The organism is Geopseudomonas aromaticivorans (assembly GCF_019097855.1).
In the GTDB taxonomy this organism is placed as follows: domain Bacteria; phylum Pseudomonadota; class Gammaproteobacteria; order Pseudomonadales; family Pseudomonadaceae; genus Geopseudomonas; species Geopseudomonas aromaticivorans.
The window spans coordinates 355,921-371,652 of record NZ_JAHRGL010000001.1 but is presented as its reverse complement, the minus strand read 5'-3'; the positions used below and the strand labels follow the sequence as shown (position 1 = coordinate 371,652).

Genomic DNA, 15,732 nt, shown 5'->3' with positions numbered 1-15,732 from the left:
GGATAAATAGACAGTGGCTATCGGTTGAAGTTGGCCACTGCTCGACTCGGCTGGATGACCCTGCATGACTCTGATCCTCGGTATCGACCCCGGCTCGCGCATCACCGGCTACGGCGTGGTGCGCGACACCGGGCGCGGCTGCGAGTATGTCGCCTCCGGCTGCATCCGCACCGGCGACGGAGCGCTGCCCGAACGGCTGCAGAAGGTCTATCGCGGCGTGCGCGAGGTGATTCGCCTGCACGGGCCGGTGATGCTGGGCATCGAGCAGGTGTTCATGTCGCGCAATGCCGACTCGGCGCTCAAGCTCGGTCAGGCGCGCGGCGCGGCGATAGTCGCGGCGGTGGAGGAGGGGCTGAGCGTGGCCGAGTACACCGCCACCCAGGTCAAACAGGCCATCGTCGGCACCGGTGCGGCGGACAAGCAGCAGGTGCAGCTGATGGTCATGCATCTGCTCAAGCTGGTGCAGAAGCCGCAGATCGATGCTTCCGACGCCCTGGCCATCGCCCTCTGCCATGCCCATCACCGGCAGAGTCTGCTCCCCCATGGCCTGTCCAGCGCGCGTCGGCGCAGCGGACGGCTGCGCTTGTAACAAGGAAATCGGATCGTGATCGGACGTTTGCGCGGAACCCTGGCGGAAAAGCAGCCGCCGCACCTGCTGGTCGAGGTCGGCGGGGTCGGCTACGAGCTGGAGGTGCCGATGACCACCCTGTACCGCCTGCCCGGCGTGGGCGAGCCGGTGACCCTGCACACCCATCTGGTGGTGCGCGAGGATGCCCATCTGCTCTACGGCTTTGCCGAGAAGCGCGAGCGCGAGCTGTTCCGCGAGCTGATCCGCCTCAACGGCGTCGGCCCCAAGCTCGCCCTGGCGCTGATGTCCGGACTGGAGGTGGACGAGCTGGTACGCTGCGTGCAGACCGGCGACACCAAGGCCCTGACCCGGGTGCCGGGCGTCGGCAAGAAAACCGCCGAGCGCCTGCTGGTGGAACTCAAGGACCGCTTTCAGGTCTGGGAATCCATGCCGGGTGCGCCGCTGGTGGTGGAGCCGGTACGCGCGGCCAGTGTTTCCAGCGCCGAGGCCGATGCGGTCAGCGCCCTGGTGGCGCTCGGCTTCAAGCCGGCGGAAGCCAGTCGCGCCGTCGCCCTGGTGGACGATGACAGTCTGTCCAGCGAAGAATTGATCCGTCGTGCCCTCAAGGGCATGGCCTGAACCCGTGGATAAGTCCCGATGATTGAAGCCGACCGCCTGGTCACCGCCAGCCCGCGCGAGCGCGAGGAGCAGCAGGACCGGGCCATCCGCCCGCTGAAGCTGGCCGAGTACATCGGTCAGCCGGTGGTGCGCGAGCAGATGGAGCTGTTCATCCAGGCCGCGCGCGGGCGCAGCGAGGCGCTCGACCACACGCTGATCTTCGGCCCGCCGGGGTTGGGCAAGACCACCTTGGCCAACATCATCGCCCAGGAGATGGGCGTGTCGATCAAGAGTACCTCCGGCCCGGTGCTGGAGCGCCCCGGCGACCTGGCGGCGTTGCTGACCAATCTCGAACCGGGCGACGTACTGTTCGTCGACGAGATCCATCGCCTGTCGCCGATCGTCGAGGAAGTGCTGTACCCGGCGATGGAGGACTACCAGCTCGACATCATGATCGGCGAGGGACCGGCGGCGCGTTCGATCAAGCTCGACCTGCCGCCCTTCACCCTGATCGGCGCCACCACCCGTGCCGGCATGCTGACCAACCCGCTGCGCGACCGCTTCGGCATCGTCCAGCGCCTGGAGTTCTACAGCGTCGCGGATCTGGCCACCATCGTCAGCCGCTCGGCCGGCATCCTCGGCCTGCCCATCGATGCCGAGGGCGCCTTCGAGATCGCCCGCCGCGCCCGCGGCACGCCGCGCATCGCCAACCGCCTGCTGCGCCGGGTGCGTGACTTCGCCGAGGTGCGCGGGCGCGGCGAGATCAGCCTCGGCATCGCCGACCGGGCACTGGACATGCTGGACATCGACGCCCATGGCTTCGATCACCAGGACCGCCGGCTGCTGCTGACCATGATCGACAAGTTCGACGGCGGGCCGGTCGGCATCGACAGCCTGGCGGCGGCGATCAGCGAGGAGCGTCACACCATCGAGGACGTGCTCGAGCCCTACCTGATCCAGCAGGGCTATATCATGCGCACGCCGCGCGGCCGGGTGGTGACCCGGCATGCCTACCTGCACTTCGGCCTCAACGTGCCGGGGCGGCTGGGCGAGACGGTCGGTAACGGGCTATCCGCTGCCGACGATTGACGGAAAAATGGTTGGCAAGCTGGGGAGCCGGTACTAGAGTATGCGCGCGCAAAACACGGGTCAGTCGTTCACCCATCGCTGTCGGGTCTACTATGAGGACACCGATGCCGGTGGCGTCGTCTATTACGTCAACTATCTCAAGTTCATGGAGCGGGCTCGCACCGAGCGGTTGCGTGCGCTGGGGTTCGTCCAGTCGCAACTGGCGGGGGAGAACCTGCTGTTCGTCGTGCATTCGGTCGAGGCGCGCTACCGGGCGCCGGCCCGGCTGGATGATGAAATGCTGGTCAGTGCCGAGGTAGTGGAGCTCAATCGTGCCAGCCTGCGTTTTCACCAGCAGGTACGGCGGGCAGGCGATGATGCGCTGCTCTGTGAAGGACATGTCACGGTGGCCTGTGTGCGCGCCGACAGTTTCAAACCCCGGGCCATTCCCGAAGCGCTGCGAGCAGCCTTCAGCGGCGCGGGTCCAATCCCTGCAGGAGAGTAAGCGTGGAAGCCAACGCCGTTGACCATATGTCGATGTGGAGCCTGATCAGCAATGCCAGTTTTGTGGTGCAACTGGTGATGCTGCTGCTGGTCGCCGCCTCGGTCACTTCCTGGATCATGATCTTCCAGCGCAGCAGCCTGCTGCGTGCGGCCAAGAAGGGGCTGGACGGTTTCGAGGAGCGGTTCTGGTCGGGTATCGACCTGTCGAAGCTGTACCGCCAGGCCGGCAGCAACCCCGACCCCGACTCCGGCGTCGAGCAGATCTTCCGCGCCGGTTTCAAGGAGTTCTCCCGCCTGCGCCAGCAGCCGGGCGTCGATCCGGGTGCGGTGATGGACGGCGTCAACCGTGCCATGCGCGTGGCCATCTCCCGCGAGGAAGAGAAGCTCGAGCAGAGCCTGCCGTTCCTCGCCACGGTCGGTTCCACCAGCCCCTACGTCGGCCTGTTCGGTACCGTGTGGGGCATCATGAACTCCTTCCGTGGCCTGGCTCAGGTGCAGCAGGCGACCCTCGCCACCGTGGCCCCGGGCATCGCCGAGGCACTGATCGCCACCGCGATCGGCCTGTTTGCCGCGATTCCGGCGGTGATTGCCTACAACCGCTTCTCCTCCCGTGGCGAGATGCTGATCAACCGCTACTACACCTTCGCCGATGAATTCCAGGCCATCCTGCATCGCAAGGTCCACACCAGCGATGAGTGATGCGCTCCCCGGCGTATCCGTTCCCGTGCTCCCCGTCTGCGCGGTAGTCGCCGTGCTGCCTGCGCGGTGCGCGGCAGGGCGAGGGGGGCAGCTGCCGGGCAAGGGTCTCTTGGATAGGTTCTATTAAGTCATGGCCAGAATTCGCAACAGACGCAAGCCGGTCGCCGAGATGAACGTCGTGCCCTACATCGACGTGATGCTGGTGCTGCTGGTGATTTTCATGGTGACGGCGCCGATGCTCAATCAGGGGGTCAAGGTCGACCTGCCCAAGGTGAGCAGCGAGGCATTGCCGCAGGATAACAACGCCCAGGTGCTGACCATCTCGATCAAGGCCGACAAGACCTACTACTGGAACATGGGTAGCGAGGTCGATGTCGATACCGTCCAGGACAAGGCGCTGACCCTCGATGAAATGGTCCGTGCGGTCACTGCGATCATGAACCAGACCCGTAGCCAGGGTAAGCAGGTGCAGGTGTTCGTGCGCGGCGACAAGGCGGTGGACTACGGTGCGGTCATGGCGGCCATGGGCGGCCTGCAGCAGGCCGGTGTCGGCAACGTCGGGCTGATTACCGAGGCGCCCTGATGCAGCAGCACGAGCGCTCCTCCTCGGAAAGCTATTTCTGGCCCACCATCTGGGCGGTGGCTCTGCACGCCCTGATCTTCGCCATGCTGTTCGTCAGCTTTGCCATGACGCCGGAGCTGCCACCATCGCGGCCAATCATCCAGGCTACCCTGTACCAGCTCAAGTCGCAGAGTCAGGCCACGGTGCAGACCAACCAGCGTATCGCAGGCGAGGCGAAGAAAACGGCTGCGCCGCAGTACGAAACTGAACAGATGGAGCAGAAGAAGGTCGAACAGCAGCGGGTCGCGGCGGCCAAGGCGGCGGAGCAGAAGAAGGCTGAGGAGAAGAAGGCCGAGCAGGCCGCCGAAGCGCAGAAGGCAGCAGCTGCGGCCAAGGCCGAGGCGCAGAAGCAGAAGGAAGCCGAGGCGGCCAAGTCCAAGGCGGAAGCCGAGAAGAAGGCTGCCGAGCAGAAGCAGCAGGCCGATATCGCCAAGAAGAAAGCAGCCGAGGACGCCAAGAAAAAGGCTGAAGAGGCGGCCAAGCAGAAGGCGGCCGAAGAGGCGGCGAAGAAGAAGTCGGCCGAGGAAGCCAAGAAAAAGGCTGCCGAAGACGCGAAGAGGAAAGCCGCCGAGGAGGCCAAGAAAAAGGCCGCTGCGGAGGCTGCCAAGAAGAAAGCGGCCGAGCAGGCTGCACGCAAGGCCCAGGAAGACAAGAAGGCCGCGGCGCTGGCCGAATTGCTGTCCGATGACGTGCAGCACCAGCAGGCGCTGGCCGACAGTGTCGGCGACCAGGTGGCCGGCAGTCTGGATGACCTGATCATCAACCTGGTCAGTCAGCAGTGGCGCCGTCCGCCATCGGCGCGCAATGGCATGAGCGTGGAAGTGCTGATCCAGATGCTGCCCGACGGCACCATCACCAACGCCAGCGTCTCCCGCGCCAGCGGCGACCCGGCCTTCGACAATTCGGCCGTGGCGGCGGTACGCAATGTCGGCCGCATCCCGGAAATGCAGCAGTTGGACCGAGCGACCTTCGACAAGATGTATCGTCAGCGTCGCGTGATATTCAAACCGGAGGATTTGAGCCTGTGAACACCCTGATGCGCATGGCCCTGCTGGGCCTGGTGCTGCTCGCCGGCATGGCGAAGGCAGCCGACCCGCTGGTGATTTCCAGCGGTACCGATCGCGCCATCCCGATCGCCGTGGTGCCGTTCGGCTCGCAGGGCGGTGCCGTGCTGCCCGAGGACATGGCCGATATCATCGGCAAGGACCTGCGCAACTCCGGCTACTTCGAGCCGATTCCGCGCCAGAACATGATCAGCCTGCCCAGTCAGGCCGGCGAGGTCATCTACCGCGACTGGAAGGCCCTCGGCGCCCAGTACGTGCTGACGGGCAGCATGGTGCCCAGCGGCGGCGGCGTGCAGATCCAGTACGCGCTGTTCAACGTCACCACCGAGCAGCAGATGCTGACCGGCAGCGTCGGCGGCACCACCGCCCAGCTGCGCGACATGGCGCACTTCATTGCCGACCAGTCGTTCGAGAAGCTCACCGGCATCAAGGGCGCCTTCTCCACCAAGCTGCTGTTTGTCACCGCCGAGCGCTTTGCCGCCAACAATACCCGCTACACCCTGCAGCGCTCCGACTATGACGGTGCCCGTGCGGTGACCCTGCTGCAGTCGCGCGAGCCGATCCTGTCGCCGAGCTTCGCGCCGGACGGTCGGCGTATCGCCTACGTGTCCTTCGAGCAGCAGCGTCCGCGCATTTTCGTGCAGAACATCGATACCGGGCGCCGCGAGCAGATCACCAACTTCGAAGGCCTCAACGGCGCTCCGGCCTGGTCGCCGGACGGCAGCCGCCTGGCCTTCGTGCTGTCGCGCGACGGCAACCCGGAGATCTACGTGATGGACATGGGCAGCCGCCAGGTGCGTCGCGTGACCAGCGACCAGTCCATCGACACCGAGCCCTTCTGGGGCAAGGACGGCCAGACCATCTACTTCACCTCGGATCGGGGTGGCAAGCCGCAGATCTACAAGACCCGCGTCGGCGGCGGCGGTGCAGAGCGCGTGACCTTCGTCGGCAACTACAATGCCAACCCGAAGTTGTCGGCGGATGAGCGGACCCTGGTCATGGTGCATCGCCAGGATGGCTTCACCGTGTTCAAGGTGGCGGCGCTGGATCTGCAGCGCGGTGGCGCTCCGCGGATCCTCTCCGGAGAGACCAGTCTGGACGAGTCGCCCACTGTCGCGCCCAACGGCACCATGCTAATCTACGCCACCCGTCAGCAGGGCCGTGGAGTGCTGATGCTCGTCTCCGTCAATGGACGTGTACGCCTCCCGATACCTGCGGCTCAAGGCGAAATCCGTGAGCCTTCCTGGTCTCCCTATTTGAACTGACGGCGGCTGCCAACTGCTCGTTTCAATACCTTGTTTTGAACACGTTGTTTTGAATACACACTGGGGTTTTTAAAGATGGAAATGCTGAAATTCGGCAAGTTTGCTGCGCTGACTCTGGCTATGGCCGTTGCCGTAGGTTGCTCCTCCAAGGGTGGCGATGCCGCTGGCGAAGGCGCAGTTGACCCGAACGCTGGCTACGGTGCCAACTCAGGTGCCGTCGACGGCAGCCTGGGTGGCGAAGAAGCCGCTCTGCGCGCCATCACCACCTTCTTCTTCGAGTACGACAGCTCCGACCTGAAGCCGGAAGCCATGCGCGCTCTGGACGTTCACGCCAAGGACCTGCAGGCCAGCGGCCAGCGCGTAGTCCTGGAAGGCCACGCTGACGAGCGCGGTACCCGCGAGTACAACATGGCTCTGGGCGAGCGTCGTGCCAAGGCCGTTCAGCGCTACCTGGTGCTGCAGGGCGTGTCCCCGGCTCAGCTGGAGCTGGTGTCCTACGGTGAAGAGCGTGCACTGGTTGCCGGCAGCAGCGAAGAAAGCTGGGCGCAGAACCGTCGCGTCGAACTGAAGAAGTAATACGCCATGCACAAGCACTCCCGTCTCCTGACCCTGCTGGCTCTGGCCGTACCGCTCACGACCTGGGCCCAAGTGCCCGTCATGGATGGTAGCAACGGTTATCCGCCGTCCGGCTACGGGGCGACGGGAGCTGCTTATGCCGGCGGCGCGGCTACCGCGCCCGCCTCGGCACAGGGTGAACTCTTCCTGCAGCTGCAGCAGTTGCAGGAAGAGGTCTCCCGCATGCGCGGTACGTTGGAAGAGCAGCAGTACGAGATCAAGCAGCTCAAGCAGGAAAGTCTGCAGCGTTACCAGGATCTGGACAGTCGTCTGTCCGGTGCCGCCCAGGCTCCGACTCCTGCGGCCCAGGCGCCTCTGGCTCCCGCGGCGGCTGACCCGGCATCTGCCGGTCAGGCTCCGGCGGCGAATGCCGCGCCGGGTGATCCGGCCAAGGAAAAGCTGTTCTACGATGCCGCCTTCGACCTGATCAAGGCGAAGGATTTTGCCAAGGCCGACCAGGCCTTCAGTGCATTTCTGCGCAAGTATCCGACCAGTCAGTACGCCGGCAACGCGCAGTACTGGCTGGGTGAAGTGAAGCTCGCCCAGGGCGATCTGCAGGGGGCCGGCCAGTCGTTCGCCCGCGTCAGCCAGGGCTACCCGGACCACCAGAAGGTGGCCGACTCGCTGTACAAGCTGGCCGATGTCGAGCAGCGTCTGGGCAATGTCGCCAAGGCCAAGGGCATCCTGCAGCAGGTGATCGCCCAGTATCCGGGCACCTCCGCTGCCCAGTTGGCCCAGCGGGATCTCGCCCGTCTGCCCTGAACAGCGAGCGCTTCTGAGGAAACCCGCGCCCGGCGCGGGTTTTTTCGTTAAAATCGCCGCACTTTTTCCACATCCTGCAACGGAGGCGGTTGGCCTGTTTCGCCATCACGCCCGGGGCTTATGAACCAGACTCTGCGCATCACCGAAATCTTCTATTCGCTGCAGGGGGAAGCACGTACCGTCGGCCTGCCGACCGTATTCGTGCGCCTGACCGGCTGTCCCCTGCGTTGTCAGTACTGCGATACCGCCTACGCCTTCAGCGGCGGCGAGATCATGACCCTGGAGCAGATCCTCGCGCGGGTCGCCAGCTACCAGCCGCGCTACGTCTGCGTGACCGGCGGCGAGCCGCTGGCGCAGCCGAACTGCATCCCGCTGCTCATGGCGCTGTGCGATGCCGGCTACGAGGTGTCGCTGGAAACCAGCGGCGCCCTGGATATCGCTCCGGTGGACACCCGCGTCAGTCGGGTGGTCGACCTGAAGACGCCGGGCTCGGCCGAGGTCGGTCGCAACCGCTACGAGAACATGGCGCAACTGACCCGCAACGACCAGGTCAAGTTCGTCATCTGCTCGCGCGAGGACTACGACTGGGCAGTGTCGAAAATCATCGAATACCGCCTGGAGCAGCGCGCTGGCGAGGTGCTGATGTCGCCCAGCCATCATCAGCTGGAGGCGCGCAGCCTGGCCGGCTGGATCATCGCCGACAACCTGCCGGTGCGCCTGCAGCTGCAGCTGCACAAGTATCTGTGGAACGACGAGCCGGGGCACTGAGATGAGCGAGAAGAGGGCGGTAATCCTGCTTTCCGGCGGCCTCGACTCCGCCACCGTGCTGGCCATGGCGCGCGCCGAAGGCTATGCCTGTTACACCATGAGCTTCGACTACGGCCAGCGCCACCGCGCCGAGCTGCAGGCGGCCGAGCGGGTGGCGCGTCAGCTCGGAGCGCTCGAGCACAAGGTGGTCGGCATCAATCTCAACGGCATTGGCGGCTCGGCGCTGACCGACAGCACCATCGCCGTGCCGGAAGAGCCGGCCGAGGGCATTCCGGTGACCTACGTGCCGGCGCGCAATACGCTGTTCCTGTCCCTGGCGCTGGGCTGGGCCGAGGTACTGGAGGCGCGCGACATCTTCATCGGCGTGAATGCCGTGGACTATTCGGGCTATCCCGACTGTCGGTCGGAGTTCATCGACGCCTTCGAGCGTCTGGCCAATCTGGCGACCAAGGCCGGCGTTGAGGGCGAGGGCTTCCGTATTCGTGCGCCGCTGCAGTACCTGTCCAAGGCGCAGATCATCCAGGCTGGGTTGGCGCGCGGCGTGGATTATGGCTTGACCGTGTCCTGCTATCAGGCCGATGCCGATGGTCGCGCCTGTGGACGCTGCGACAGCTGCCGCCTGCGTGCGGAAGGTTTCCGTGCGGCCGGGATAGTCGATCCGACCCGCTATTTTTGAAATTATTTCCCTTGGGTGTTGTATTTCCGTTAGAAATCAGTAATATACATCTCACGTCGGGGCGTTAGCTCAGTGGTAGAGCAGTTGGCTTTTAACCAATTGGTCGTAGGTTCGAATCCCACACGCCCCACCATCTATTTCTTCTTCGGAAGAACGAAAAGCTGGAAGTTGACTCGCAAGGGTTGGTTTCCGGCTTTTTTCGTATGCGCAGTATGCCTTCGTCGACTCTGCCTGCGGCAGAGGCGCGAGTCTATACTTGCATTCCGCACCGCTGTGTCAGCAGGTCCTGCGAATATGTCCCAAGTTTCCGAACGTCTTCTGGTTCAAGCCCATCTGGATGCCAAGCAGCCGCGCCCGCTGACTGCTGAGGAAGTTGCCGACTACCGCCAGGCCATCGCCGCCGAACTCAAGGCGCGCGATGCCGTGCTGGTTGCCCACTACTACACCGATCCGATCCTCCAGGCGCTGGCCGAGGAAACCGGCGGTTGCGTGGCCGACTCGCTGGAGATGGCCCGCTTCGGCAGCCAGCACCCGGCCTCGACCATCGTGGTGGCCGGCGTGCGCTTCATGGGTGAGACCGCGAAGATCCTCAATCCGGAAAAGCGCATCCTGATGCCGACCCTGGAGGCGACCTGCTCGCTGGATCTGGGTTGCCCGGTCGAGGAGTTCTCCGCCTACTGCGACCAGCACCCCGAGCGCACCGTGGTGGTCTACGCCAACACCTCGGCGGCCGTGAAGGCGCGGGCCGACTGGGTGGTGACCTCGAGCTGCGCGCTGGAGATCGTCGAGAGCCTGATGGACAACGGCGAGAAGATCCTCTGGGCGCCGGATCAGCACCTGGGACGCTACATCCAGCGCGAGACCGGTGCCGACATGCTGCTCTGGGAAGGGGCCTGCATCGTTCACGAGGAGTTCAAGGCCCGGCAGCTGCACGACCTCAAGGCGCTGTATCCGGACGCGGCGGTGCTGGTGCATCCCGAGTCGCCGGAGGCGGTGGTCGCGCTGGCCGATGCGGTGGGCTCCACCAGCCAGTTGATCAAGGCGGCGCAGACCCTGCCGAACCAGATCTTCATCGTCGCCACCGACCGCGGCATCCTCTACAAGATGCAGCAGCTGTGCCCCGGCAAGTCGTTCATCGAGGCGCCGACCGCCGGCCAGGGTGCGGCCTGCCGTAGCTGCGCGCACTGCCCGTGGATGGCGATGAACACCCTGGAGCGCACCCTGCAGTGCCTGCGCACCGGCAGCAACGAGATCCACGTCGATCCGGCGCTGATCCCCAGGGCGGTCAAGCCGCTCAAGCGCATGCTCGACTTCACTCAGGCAGCGCGGCTCAAGCTGAGCGGCAACGCCTGAGAGGTAGCCTGAAACACCAAGGCCCGGCTGATTGCCGGGCCTTTTGCGTTGTGGCCTGGCTCAGCGCAGCAGCTTGTCGATCATCCGCTGTTCTTCTTCCAGGGCGCTGTGGCGAGCGTCGATGCGCGCGGCCAGCTGGAAGTTGTTGCTGGCGCGGCGGCGGGCGAAGTCGAGTTGCTCCAGGGCCTGGTCGTAGTCGCCGGTGAGGGCGAAGTATTCGGCGCGGGCCTGGTGCACGCCGATGATGTTGCCGGACAGGCCGCGGGTTTCCGCCTGCTGGTACCACAGCTCGGCATCGCCGGGGCGCTCCTTGAGCAGGGCGTCCAGGCGCTTCTCGGCCTCGGCCGGCCGATTCTGCTTGAGCAGTACTTCGGCCTGGTACTGGCGCAGCGGGTAGTTGTCCGGGTACAGGCCGAGCAGGCGCTGCAGGCGCTGGCTGGCGGCATCGGGGCGGCTGGCGGCGACGTCCAGCTGGGCCTGGGCGAGGTTGTAGACGATGTCGTTGGGCGCCTTGGCGAGCAGCGGCTGCAGGCTGCTGCCGGCCTCCTTGAGCTGGCCGTTCTTGATCTGTGCCAGGGCCAGGCCGTAGCGCGCAGCATCCAGATTCGGGTTTTCGTCGAGCAGGGCGCGGAAGCGTTTGGCCGCCAGGCCTGGCGAGCTTTCGTAGAGCAACTGCACGCGGGCGCGCATCAATTGATAGTTCAGGGTGTCGGTATTGCCGCCGGCGGCCAGTTGCTCGGCGCGGTTGCGTGTATCGGCAACCCGCGATTCGCTGATCGGGTGGGTCAGGAGGAATTCCGGCGGCATCCGGGTGTAGCGGTACTGCCGCATCAGGCGCTCGAACATGCTGGGCATGGCGTTCGGGTCGTAACCGGCCTGCTGCAGGTTGAGGATGCCGATGCGGTCGGCCTCCTGTTCGTTCTGCCGCGAGAAGCTCCGTTGCGACTGGATGGCCGCGGCCTGAGTCGAGGCGATGGCGGCGATCCCGGCATCGCCGGCACCGGCGGCGGCGGCGACCACGCCGGCGAGCATGGCGGCCATCAGCGGCACCTGCATGCGTTTCTGCTCCTCGAGGCCGCGGGCGAAGTGGCGCTGCGACAGGTGCGCCAGTTCGTGGGCCAGCACCGAGGCGTACTCGCCCTCGGTCTGGGCGTGCAGGAACAGGCCTCCATTGACGCCGATGACCCCGCCGGGCGCGGCGAAGGCGTTGAGCTGCGGGCTGTCGAGCAGGACGAAAACCAGGCGCCGGTCCTGCAGCTGGCTGGTTTCCGCCAGGCGATACACGCTGTTCTCGATGAAGTCCTCGAGTAGTGGGTCGGACAGGCTCTTCACCTGGCCGCGCAGCACGTTGAGCCAGGCGCGGCCGAGCTGGTGCTCCTGGTCGGGGGAGACGATCGAGGAGCTGGCATCGCCGAGCGACGGCAGGTCGCTGGCGAGAGCCGGGGTCGCCAGCAGGCAGGCCAGCGTCAGCAGGGTGGGGCGCAGAATCTTCATCGCTCGAGCTCGCGGATGCAAAGCCCTACTCTAGCTGCAGCGGCGGCTGGCTGGCCAGTCGTGCGCCGGCTTGGGTATGCTGCGCGGCATTTGCGGAGAGTCGACATGACCGATACTGCCGGGCCGGCACCGGCCCACGATGCTGAGTTGGATGCTAGCGGGCTGAACTGCCCGCTGCCGCTGCTCAAGGCCAAGCTGGAGCTCAACCGCCTGCCCAGCGGCGCGGTGCTCAAGGTGATCGCCACCGATGCCGGTTCGCAACGTGACTTCCGCGCCTTCGCCCGGCTGGCCGGGCACGAGTTGCTGCGCGAAGAGGTTGAGGCCGGCTGCTTCCGTTACTGGCTGCGCAAGGCCTGAGGAGCGGTCGACGGCTGCGGCCGCTCGGGGCGCGTTCAGTCAGCGTTGAGCGCGCGAGCGGCTGCCAGTACCGCATCCACATGACCCGGCACCTTGACGCCGCGCCATTCCTGGCGCAGCACGCCGTCCTTGTCGATGAGGAAAGTGCTGCGCTCGATGCCCAGGTATTCCTTGCCGTACAGCTTCTTCAGCTTGATCACCTCGAACAGCTGGCACAGCTGCTCGTCGGCGTCGGCAATCAGTTCGAAAGGGAATTCCTGCTTGCACTTGAAGTTCTCGTGGGACTTCAGGCTGTCGCGCGAGACGCCGAACACCAGGGTGTTGGCTGCGGTGAACTCGTTGTGCAGGTCACGGAAGTTCTGGCCCTCGGTGGTGCAGCCCGGGGTGCTGTCCTTGGGGTAGAAGTACAGCACCAGCTGCCTGCCGCGCAGCGCGCTGAGCACGACCTGCTGGCCGCTGGTGGCCTGGACCTGGAAATCGGCGACGGGCGAATCGATGGCTACCGGCATGGTGAATTCCTTGTTCGGGCTGGGCTTACGGGTTCTGCGGGCGCCACGGCTCGATCAGGGCGTCGAGGTTGAGGGCATCGGCAAAGTCGAGGAACTGGTCGCGCAGCCAGCTGATCTGGGTGCCCGGCGGCAGGGTCACGGTGATGGTGGCGTTGAGCAGCAGGGTGCCGGTCTGCGGCGCCTGGTAGGTGTCGCAGGTGAGGTTCTCCAGCTCGACGTGGTGGTCGGTGAAGAACTGGCACAGTTCGCCGATGATGTCCGGCCGATAGGCGGCGCTGATATACACCACGTAGGGCAGGGCGTTGGCGCGCTCGACGGCAGCGGCACTGCGGGTGACGTTGATGCTGAACTTGTGGCGCTTGGCCAGTGGCGCCAGGCTGGCTTCCAGGCGGGCCAGCGCGTCCCAGCTGCCAGCGACCTGCAGCACCAGGGCGCTGTACTCGCCATGCCGGGTCAGGCGGCTGCTGACCACGTTGCAGCGGCTTTCCTGGCTGGCGCGACAGAGCACGCTGGTGAGCTCCATGGGCGAGGCTCCCAGGGCGCTGATCACGAGAAACTGTTCACGGGGTTGGGGGGTCGACATGCAGAATTCCTGGTGCAAAGAGATGGCGGCAGAGCACGTGCCGGCAGAGCCGGGAAGGGTAGCGAAAAGCGCCGACAAGGGGAATGCCCGGCGACCCGCCACCAGCTTGTGCAAGGCTGGTGGCACCAGTACCATTACCCCTTTATTTATATAGCGGCAGGAGTGGTTGCATGATTACGGGCAGCATGGTGGCACTGGTCACGCCCATGGATGCAGAAGGCCGTCTGGATTGGGACAGCCTGACCCAGCTGGTCGATTTTCACCTCCAGGAAGGTACCAACGCGATCGTTGCGGTGGGCACCACTGGTGAGTCCGCCACGCTGGACGTCGACGAACACGTCGCGGTAATCCGTCATGTGGTCAAACAGGTCGCCGGGCGCATCCCGGTGATCGCCGGCACCGGTGCCAACTCCACCCGCGAGGCCATCGAGCTGACCGCCGCCGCCAAGCAGGCCGGCGCCGACGCCTGCCTGCTGGTCACCCCGTACTACAACAAGCCGACCCAGGAAGGCCTGTACCTGCACCACAAGGCCATCGCCGAGGCGGTGGCCATTCCGCAGATCCTCTACAACGTGCCGGGGCGTACCGCCTGCGACATGCTGCCCGACACCATCGCCCGTCTGTCCACGGTGCCGAACATCATCGGCGTCAAGGAAGCCACCGGCGATCTGGCGCGCGGCCAGGAAGTGCTGGACAAGGTCGCCCCGGGCTTCCTGGTCTACTCCGGCGACGACGCCACTGCCGTCGAGCTGATGCTGATGGGCGCCCAGGGCAACATCTCGGTGACCGCCAACGTCGCTCCGCGTGACATGAGCGAGCTGTGTGCCCTGGCCATGCGTGGCGAGGCCGCGCCCGCGCGCGCCATCAACGACCGCCTGATGCCGCTGCACAAGCAACTGTTCTGCGAGGCCAACCCGATCCCGGTGAAGTTCGCCCTGCACGAGATGGGACTGATTCCCCAAGGCATCCGCCTGCCCCTGACCTGGCTCAGCCAGGACTGCCAGGAGCCGCTGCGTCAGGCCATGCGCCAGGCCGGTGTGCTGGCCTGATCGACGGAGAACATGCATGAAGCAACTGGCCGGACTTTCCGCGCTTGCCCTGATCATTGGAACCAGCAGCGGATGCGGCTGGATCTGGGGCGACAACGGCTACTTCCGCGACCGCGGCAGCGACTATCTCGCTGCCCGTGAAACCGCCCCGATGCAGCTGCCGCCGGATGTTCAGGCGCGTCGTATCGAGCCCCTGCTGCCGGTGCCGGCCAGCGTGGCGACCCGCAGTGCCGAGGGTGAATTCGAGGTGCCGCGACCGCAGGGTCTGCAGGCGACTGCCCAGCGCAGCGACTTCAGCCTGCAGCGCAGCGGCGAGCGTCGCTGGGTGGTAGCCCAGCGTAGCCCCGCCGAGGTCTGGCCGCTGGCGCGCCAGTTCTTCGAGGAGAACGGCCTGGGCATCAGTGCGGAACGTCCGGAGACCGGCGAACTGGTCAGTACCTGGCAGACCGTGCCGGCCGCGCTGGCGCGTCACGTCGACAAGTCGGATGCCGAAGTCAGCGTGCGCCTGCGCGTCGAGCCCGGCGTGCAGCGCAATACCAGTGAAATATTCCTGCTCAGCAATGTCCGTCCTGCCGGCAGCTCGGCCGAGCCGGCGTGGCCGGCGCGCTCGGTCCAGCCGGCGCTGGATGGTGCGCTGATCGAACGCCTGCAGAGCAGCCTGAGCAGCTCCGTTGGTCAGGGTGGCAGCGTTTCCCTGCTGGCGGATCGCAGCTTCGACGCGCCCAAGCGCGTCTCCCTGGGCTCCGACGGCAGTGGCAACCCTCTGCTCAGCCTGGCCACCGATTTCGACCGCGCCTGGTCGGCGGTGGGCCGTGCGCTGCAGGATGGCGATGTGCGCGTCGACGACATGAACCGCAGTCTCGGCATCTACTACATCAACCTCGCCGAAGGCGCGGACAAGCCGGGCGAAGAGCCGGGCTTCTTCGCCGGTCTGCTGGGCGGCAAGGCGGATGCCGAGGACGTCGAGTCCCGCGCCGAGCGTTACCAGGTCCGCCTGACCACCGTCGGTGACAGCGTGCAGGTGTCGGTCGAGAAAGACCTCGAGACCGTCGCGCCGGCCGACGTGGCGCGCCGCGTACTGGAGATGATCCAGGAACACCTCGGCTGAGTCGGGCCTGCAGCCCCAGCCGCTACCAGCGATAGGCGAAACCCTCGGGT

19 protein-coding genes and 1 tRNA gene are annotated in these 15,732 nt (G+C 65.7%); 17 read left to right on the top strand and 3 right to left on the bottom strand.

The window, feature by feature from the left end; translation table 11 throughout:
• Positions 1 to 64 precede the first annotated feature (64 nt).
• From ruvC to nadA, 14 genes are all read left to right on the top strand, one after another.
• Positions 65 to 589, top strand: coding sequence for a crossover junction endodeoxyribonuclease RuvC (gene ruvC, locus KRX52_RS01725; protein WP_217679414.1), 525 nt, complete (start codon positions 65 to 67; stop codon positions 587 to 589).
• 15 nt (positions 590 to 604) lie between these two features.
• Positions 605 to 1,207: a Holliday junction branch migration protein RuvA gene (ruvA, locus tag KRX52_RS01720; protein WP_217679413.1), complete on the top strand. Its 603-nt coding sequence runs from the start codon at positions 605 to 607 to the stop codon at positions 1,205 to 1,207.
• A gap of 18 nt (positions 1,208 to 1,225) precedes the next feature.
• A complete protein-coding gene (gene ruvB, locus KRX52_RS01715) occupies positions 1,226 to 2,275 on the top strand; it encodes a Holliday junction branch migration DNA helicase RuvB (protein WP_217679412.1) in 1,050 nt (349 codons plus the stop codon).
• A gap of 40 nt (positions 2,276 to 2,315) precedes the next feature.
• Complete coding sequence (gene ybgC / locus KRX52_RS01710; protein WP_217679411.1) at positions 2,316 to 2,759, top strand: tol-pal system-associated acyl-CoA thioesterase; 444 nt, start codon at positions 2,316 to 2,318, stop codon at positions 2,757 to 2,759.
• Between the two features lie 2 nt (positions 2,760 to 2,761).
• On the top strand, positions 2,762 to 3,457 hold the full coding sequence (gene tolQ, locus KRX52_RS01705; protein ID WP_217679410.1) for a protein TolQ: 696 nt from the start codon (positions 2,762 to 2,764) through the stop codon (positions 3,455 to 3,457).
• A 130-nt stretch (positions 3,458 to 3,587) separates the two neighbouring features.
• On the top strand, positions 3,588 to 4,040 hold the full coding sequence (tolR, locus tag KRX52_RS01700; protein WP_217679409.1) for a protein TolR: 453 nt from the start codon (positions 3,588 to 3,590) through the stop codon (positions 4,038 to 4,040).
• Positions 4,037 to 5,107, top strand: coding sequence for a cell envelope integrity protein TolA (tolA, locus tag KRX52_RS01695; protein WP_217679497.1), 1,071 nt, complete (start codon positions 4,037 to 4,039; stop codon positions 5,105 to 5,107). The genes tolR and tolA overlap by 4 nt, the downstream gene beginning before the upstream one ends.
• Complete coding sequence (gene tolB, locus KRX52_RS01690; protein WP_217679408.1) at positions 5,104 to 6,408, top strand: Tol-Pal system beta propeller repeat protein TolB; 1,305 nt, start codon at positions 5,104 to 5,106, stop codon at positions 6,406 to 6,408. The genes tolA and tolB overlap by 4 nt, the downstream gene beginning before the upstream one ends.
• A 75-nt stretch (positions 6,409 to 6,483) precedes the next feature.
• Complete coding sequence (gene pal, locus KRX52_RS01685; RefSeq protein ID WP_217679407.1) at positions 6,484 to 6,984, top strand: peptidoglycan-associated lipoprotein Pal; 501 nt, start codon at positions 6,484 to 6,486, stop codon at positions 6,982 to 6,984.
• Positions 6,985 to 6,990: 6 nt separating this feature from the next.
• Positions 6,991 to 7,785 carry a tol-pal system protein YbgF gene (gene ybgF, locus KRX52_RS01680; RefSeq protein WP_217679406.1) on the top strand — a complete coding sequence of 265 codons (795 nt, stop codon included), beginning with the start codon at positions 6,991 to 6,993 and terminating at the stop codon, positions 7,783 to 7,785.
• A gap of 120 nt (positions 7,786 to 7,905) precedes the next feature.
• Positions 7,906 to 8,553: a 7-carboxy-7-deazaguanine synthase QueE gene (gene queE / locus KRX52_RS01675; RefSeq protein WP_217679405.1), complete on the top strand. Its 648-nt coding sequence runs from the start codon at positions 7,906 to 7,908 to the stop codon at positions 8,551 to 8,553.
• A gap of 1 nt (position 8,554) precedes the next feature.
• The gene (queC, locus tag KRX52_RS01670) at positions 8,555 to 9,229 is read left to right on the top strand and encodes a 7-cyano-7-deazaguanine synthase QueC (protein ID WP_217679404.1); all 675 of its coding nucleotides are present in this window, start codon (positions 8,555 to 8,557) and stop codon (positions 9,227 to 9,229) included.
• 58 nt (positions 9,230 to 9,287) lie between these two features.
• Positions 9,288 to 9,362: transfer RNA gene (locus KRX52_RS01665), tRNA-Lys, on the top strand.
• Between the two features lie 161 nt (positions 9,363 to 9,523).
• Positions 9,524 to 10,582: a quinolinate synthase NadA gene (gene nadA, locus KRX52_RS01660; protein WP_217679403.1), complete on the top strand. Its 1,059-nt coding sequence runs from the start codon at positions 9,524 to 9,526 to the stop codon at positions 10,580 to 10,582.
• Between the two features lie 60 nt (positions 10,583 to 10,642).
• Here the strand turns inward: nadA and KRX52_RS01655 are convergent, their stop codons facing one another.
• Complete coding sequence (locus KRX52_RS01655) at positions 10,643 to 12,076, bottom strand: M48 family metalloprotease (RefSeq protein ID WP_217679402.1); 1,434 nt, start codon at positions 12,074 to 12,076, stop codon at positions 10,643 to 10,645.
• A 105-nt stretch (positions 12,077 to 12,181) separates the two neighbouring features.
• On the opposite strand from KRX52_RS01655, the gene KRX52_RS01650 reads away from it, so the two are divergent.
• Entirely contained in the window at positions 12,182 to 12,433 is a 252-nt protein-coding gene (locus tag KRX52_RS01650; protein WP_217679401.1) for a sulfurtransferase TusA family protein, read from the top strand.
• Positions 12,434 to 12,468: 35 nt separating this feature from the next.
• Here the strand turns inward: KRX52_RS01650 and KRX52_RS01645 are convergent, their stop codons facing one another.
• Positions 12,469 to 12,942, bottom strand: a complete 474-nt coding sequence (locus tag KRX52_RS01645) for a peroxiredoxin (protein WP_217679400.1) — start codon at positions 12,940 to 12,942, stop codon at positions 12,469 to 12,471.
• Positions 12,943 to 12,967: 25 nt separating this feature from the next.
• Positions 12,968 to 13,525, bottom strand: a complete 558-nt coding sequence (locus KRX52_RS01640) for a glycine cleavage system transcriptional repressor (protein WP_217679399.1) — start codon at positions 13,523 to 13,525, stop codon at positions 12,968 to 12,970.
• Between the two features lie 170 nt (positions 13,526 to 13,695).
• Between KRX52_RS01640 and dapA the strand changes: the two genes are divergently transcribed.
• Together dapA and bamC are read left to right on the top strand one after the other, a co-directional pair.
• The gene (gene dapA / locus KRX52_RS01635; protein WP_217679398.1) at positions 13,696 to 14,574 is read left to right on the top strand and encodes a 4-hydroxy-tetrahydrodipicolinate synthase; all 879 of its coding nucleotides are present in this window, start codon (positions 13,696 to 13,698) and stop codon (positions 14,572 to 14,574) included.
• A gap of 16 nt (positions 14,575 to 14,590) precedes the next feature.
• Entirely contained in the window at positions 14,591 to 15,682 is a 1,092-nt protein-coding gene (gene bamC / locus KRX52_RS01630) for an NlpB/DapX family lipoprotein (RefSeq protein WP_217679397.1), read from the top strand.
• Positions 15,683 to 15,732 lie beyond the last annotated feature (50 nt).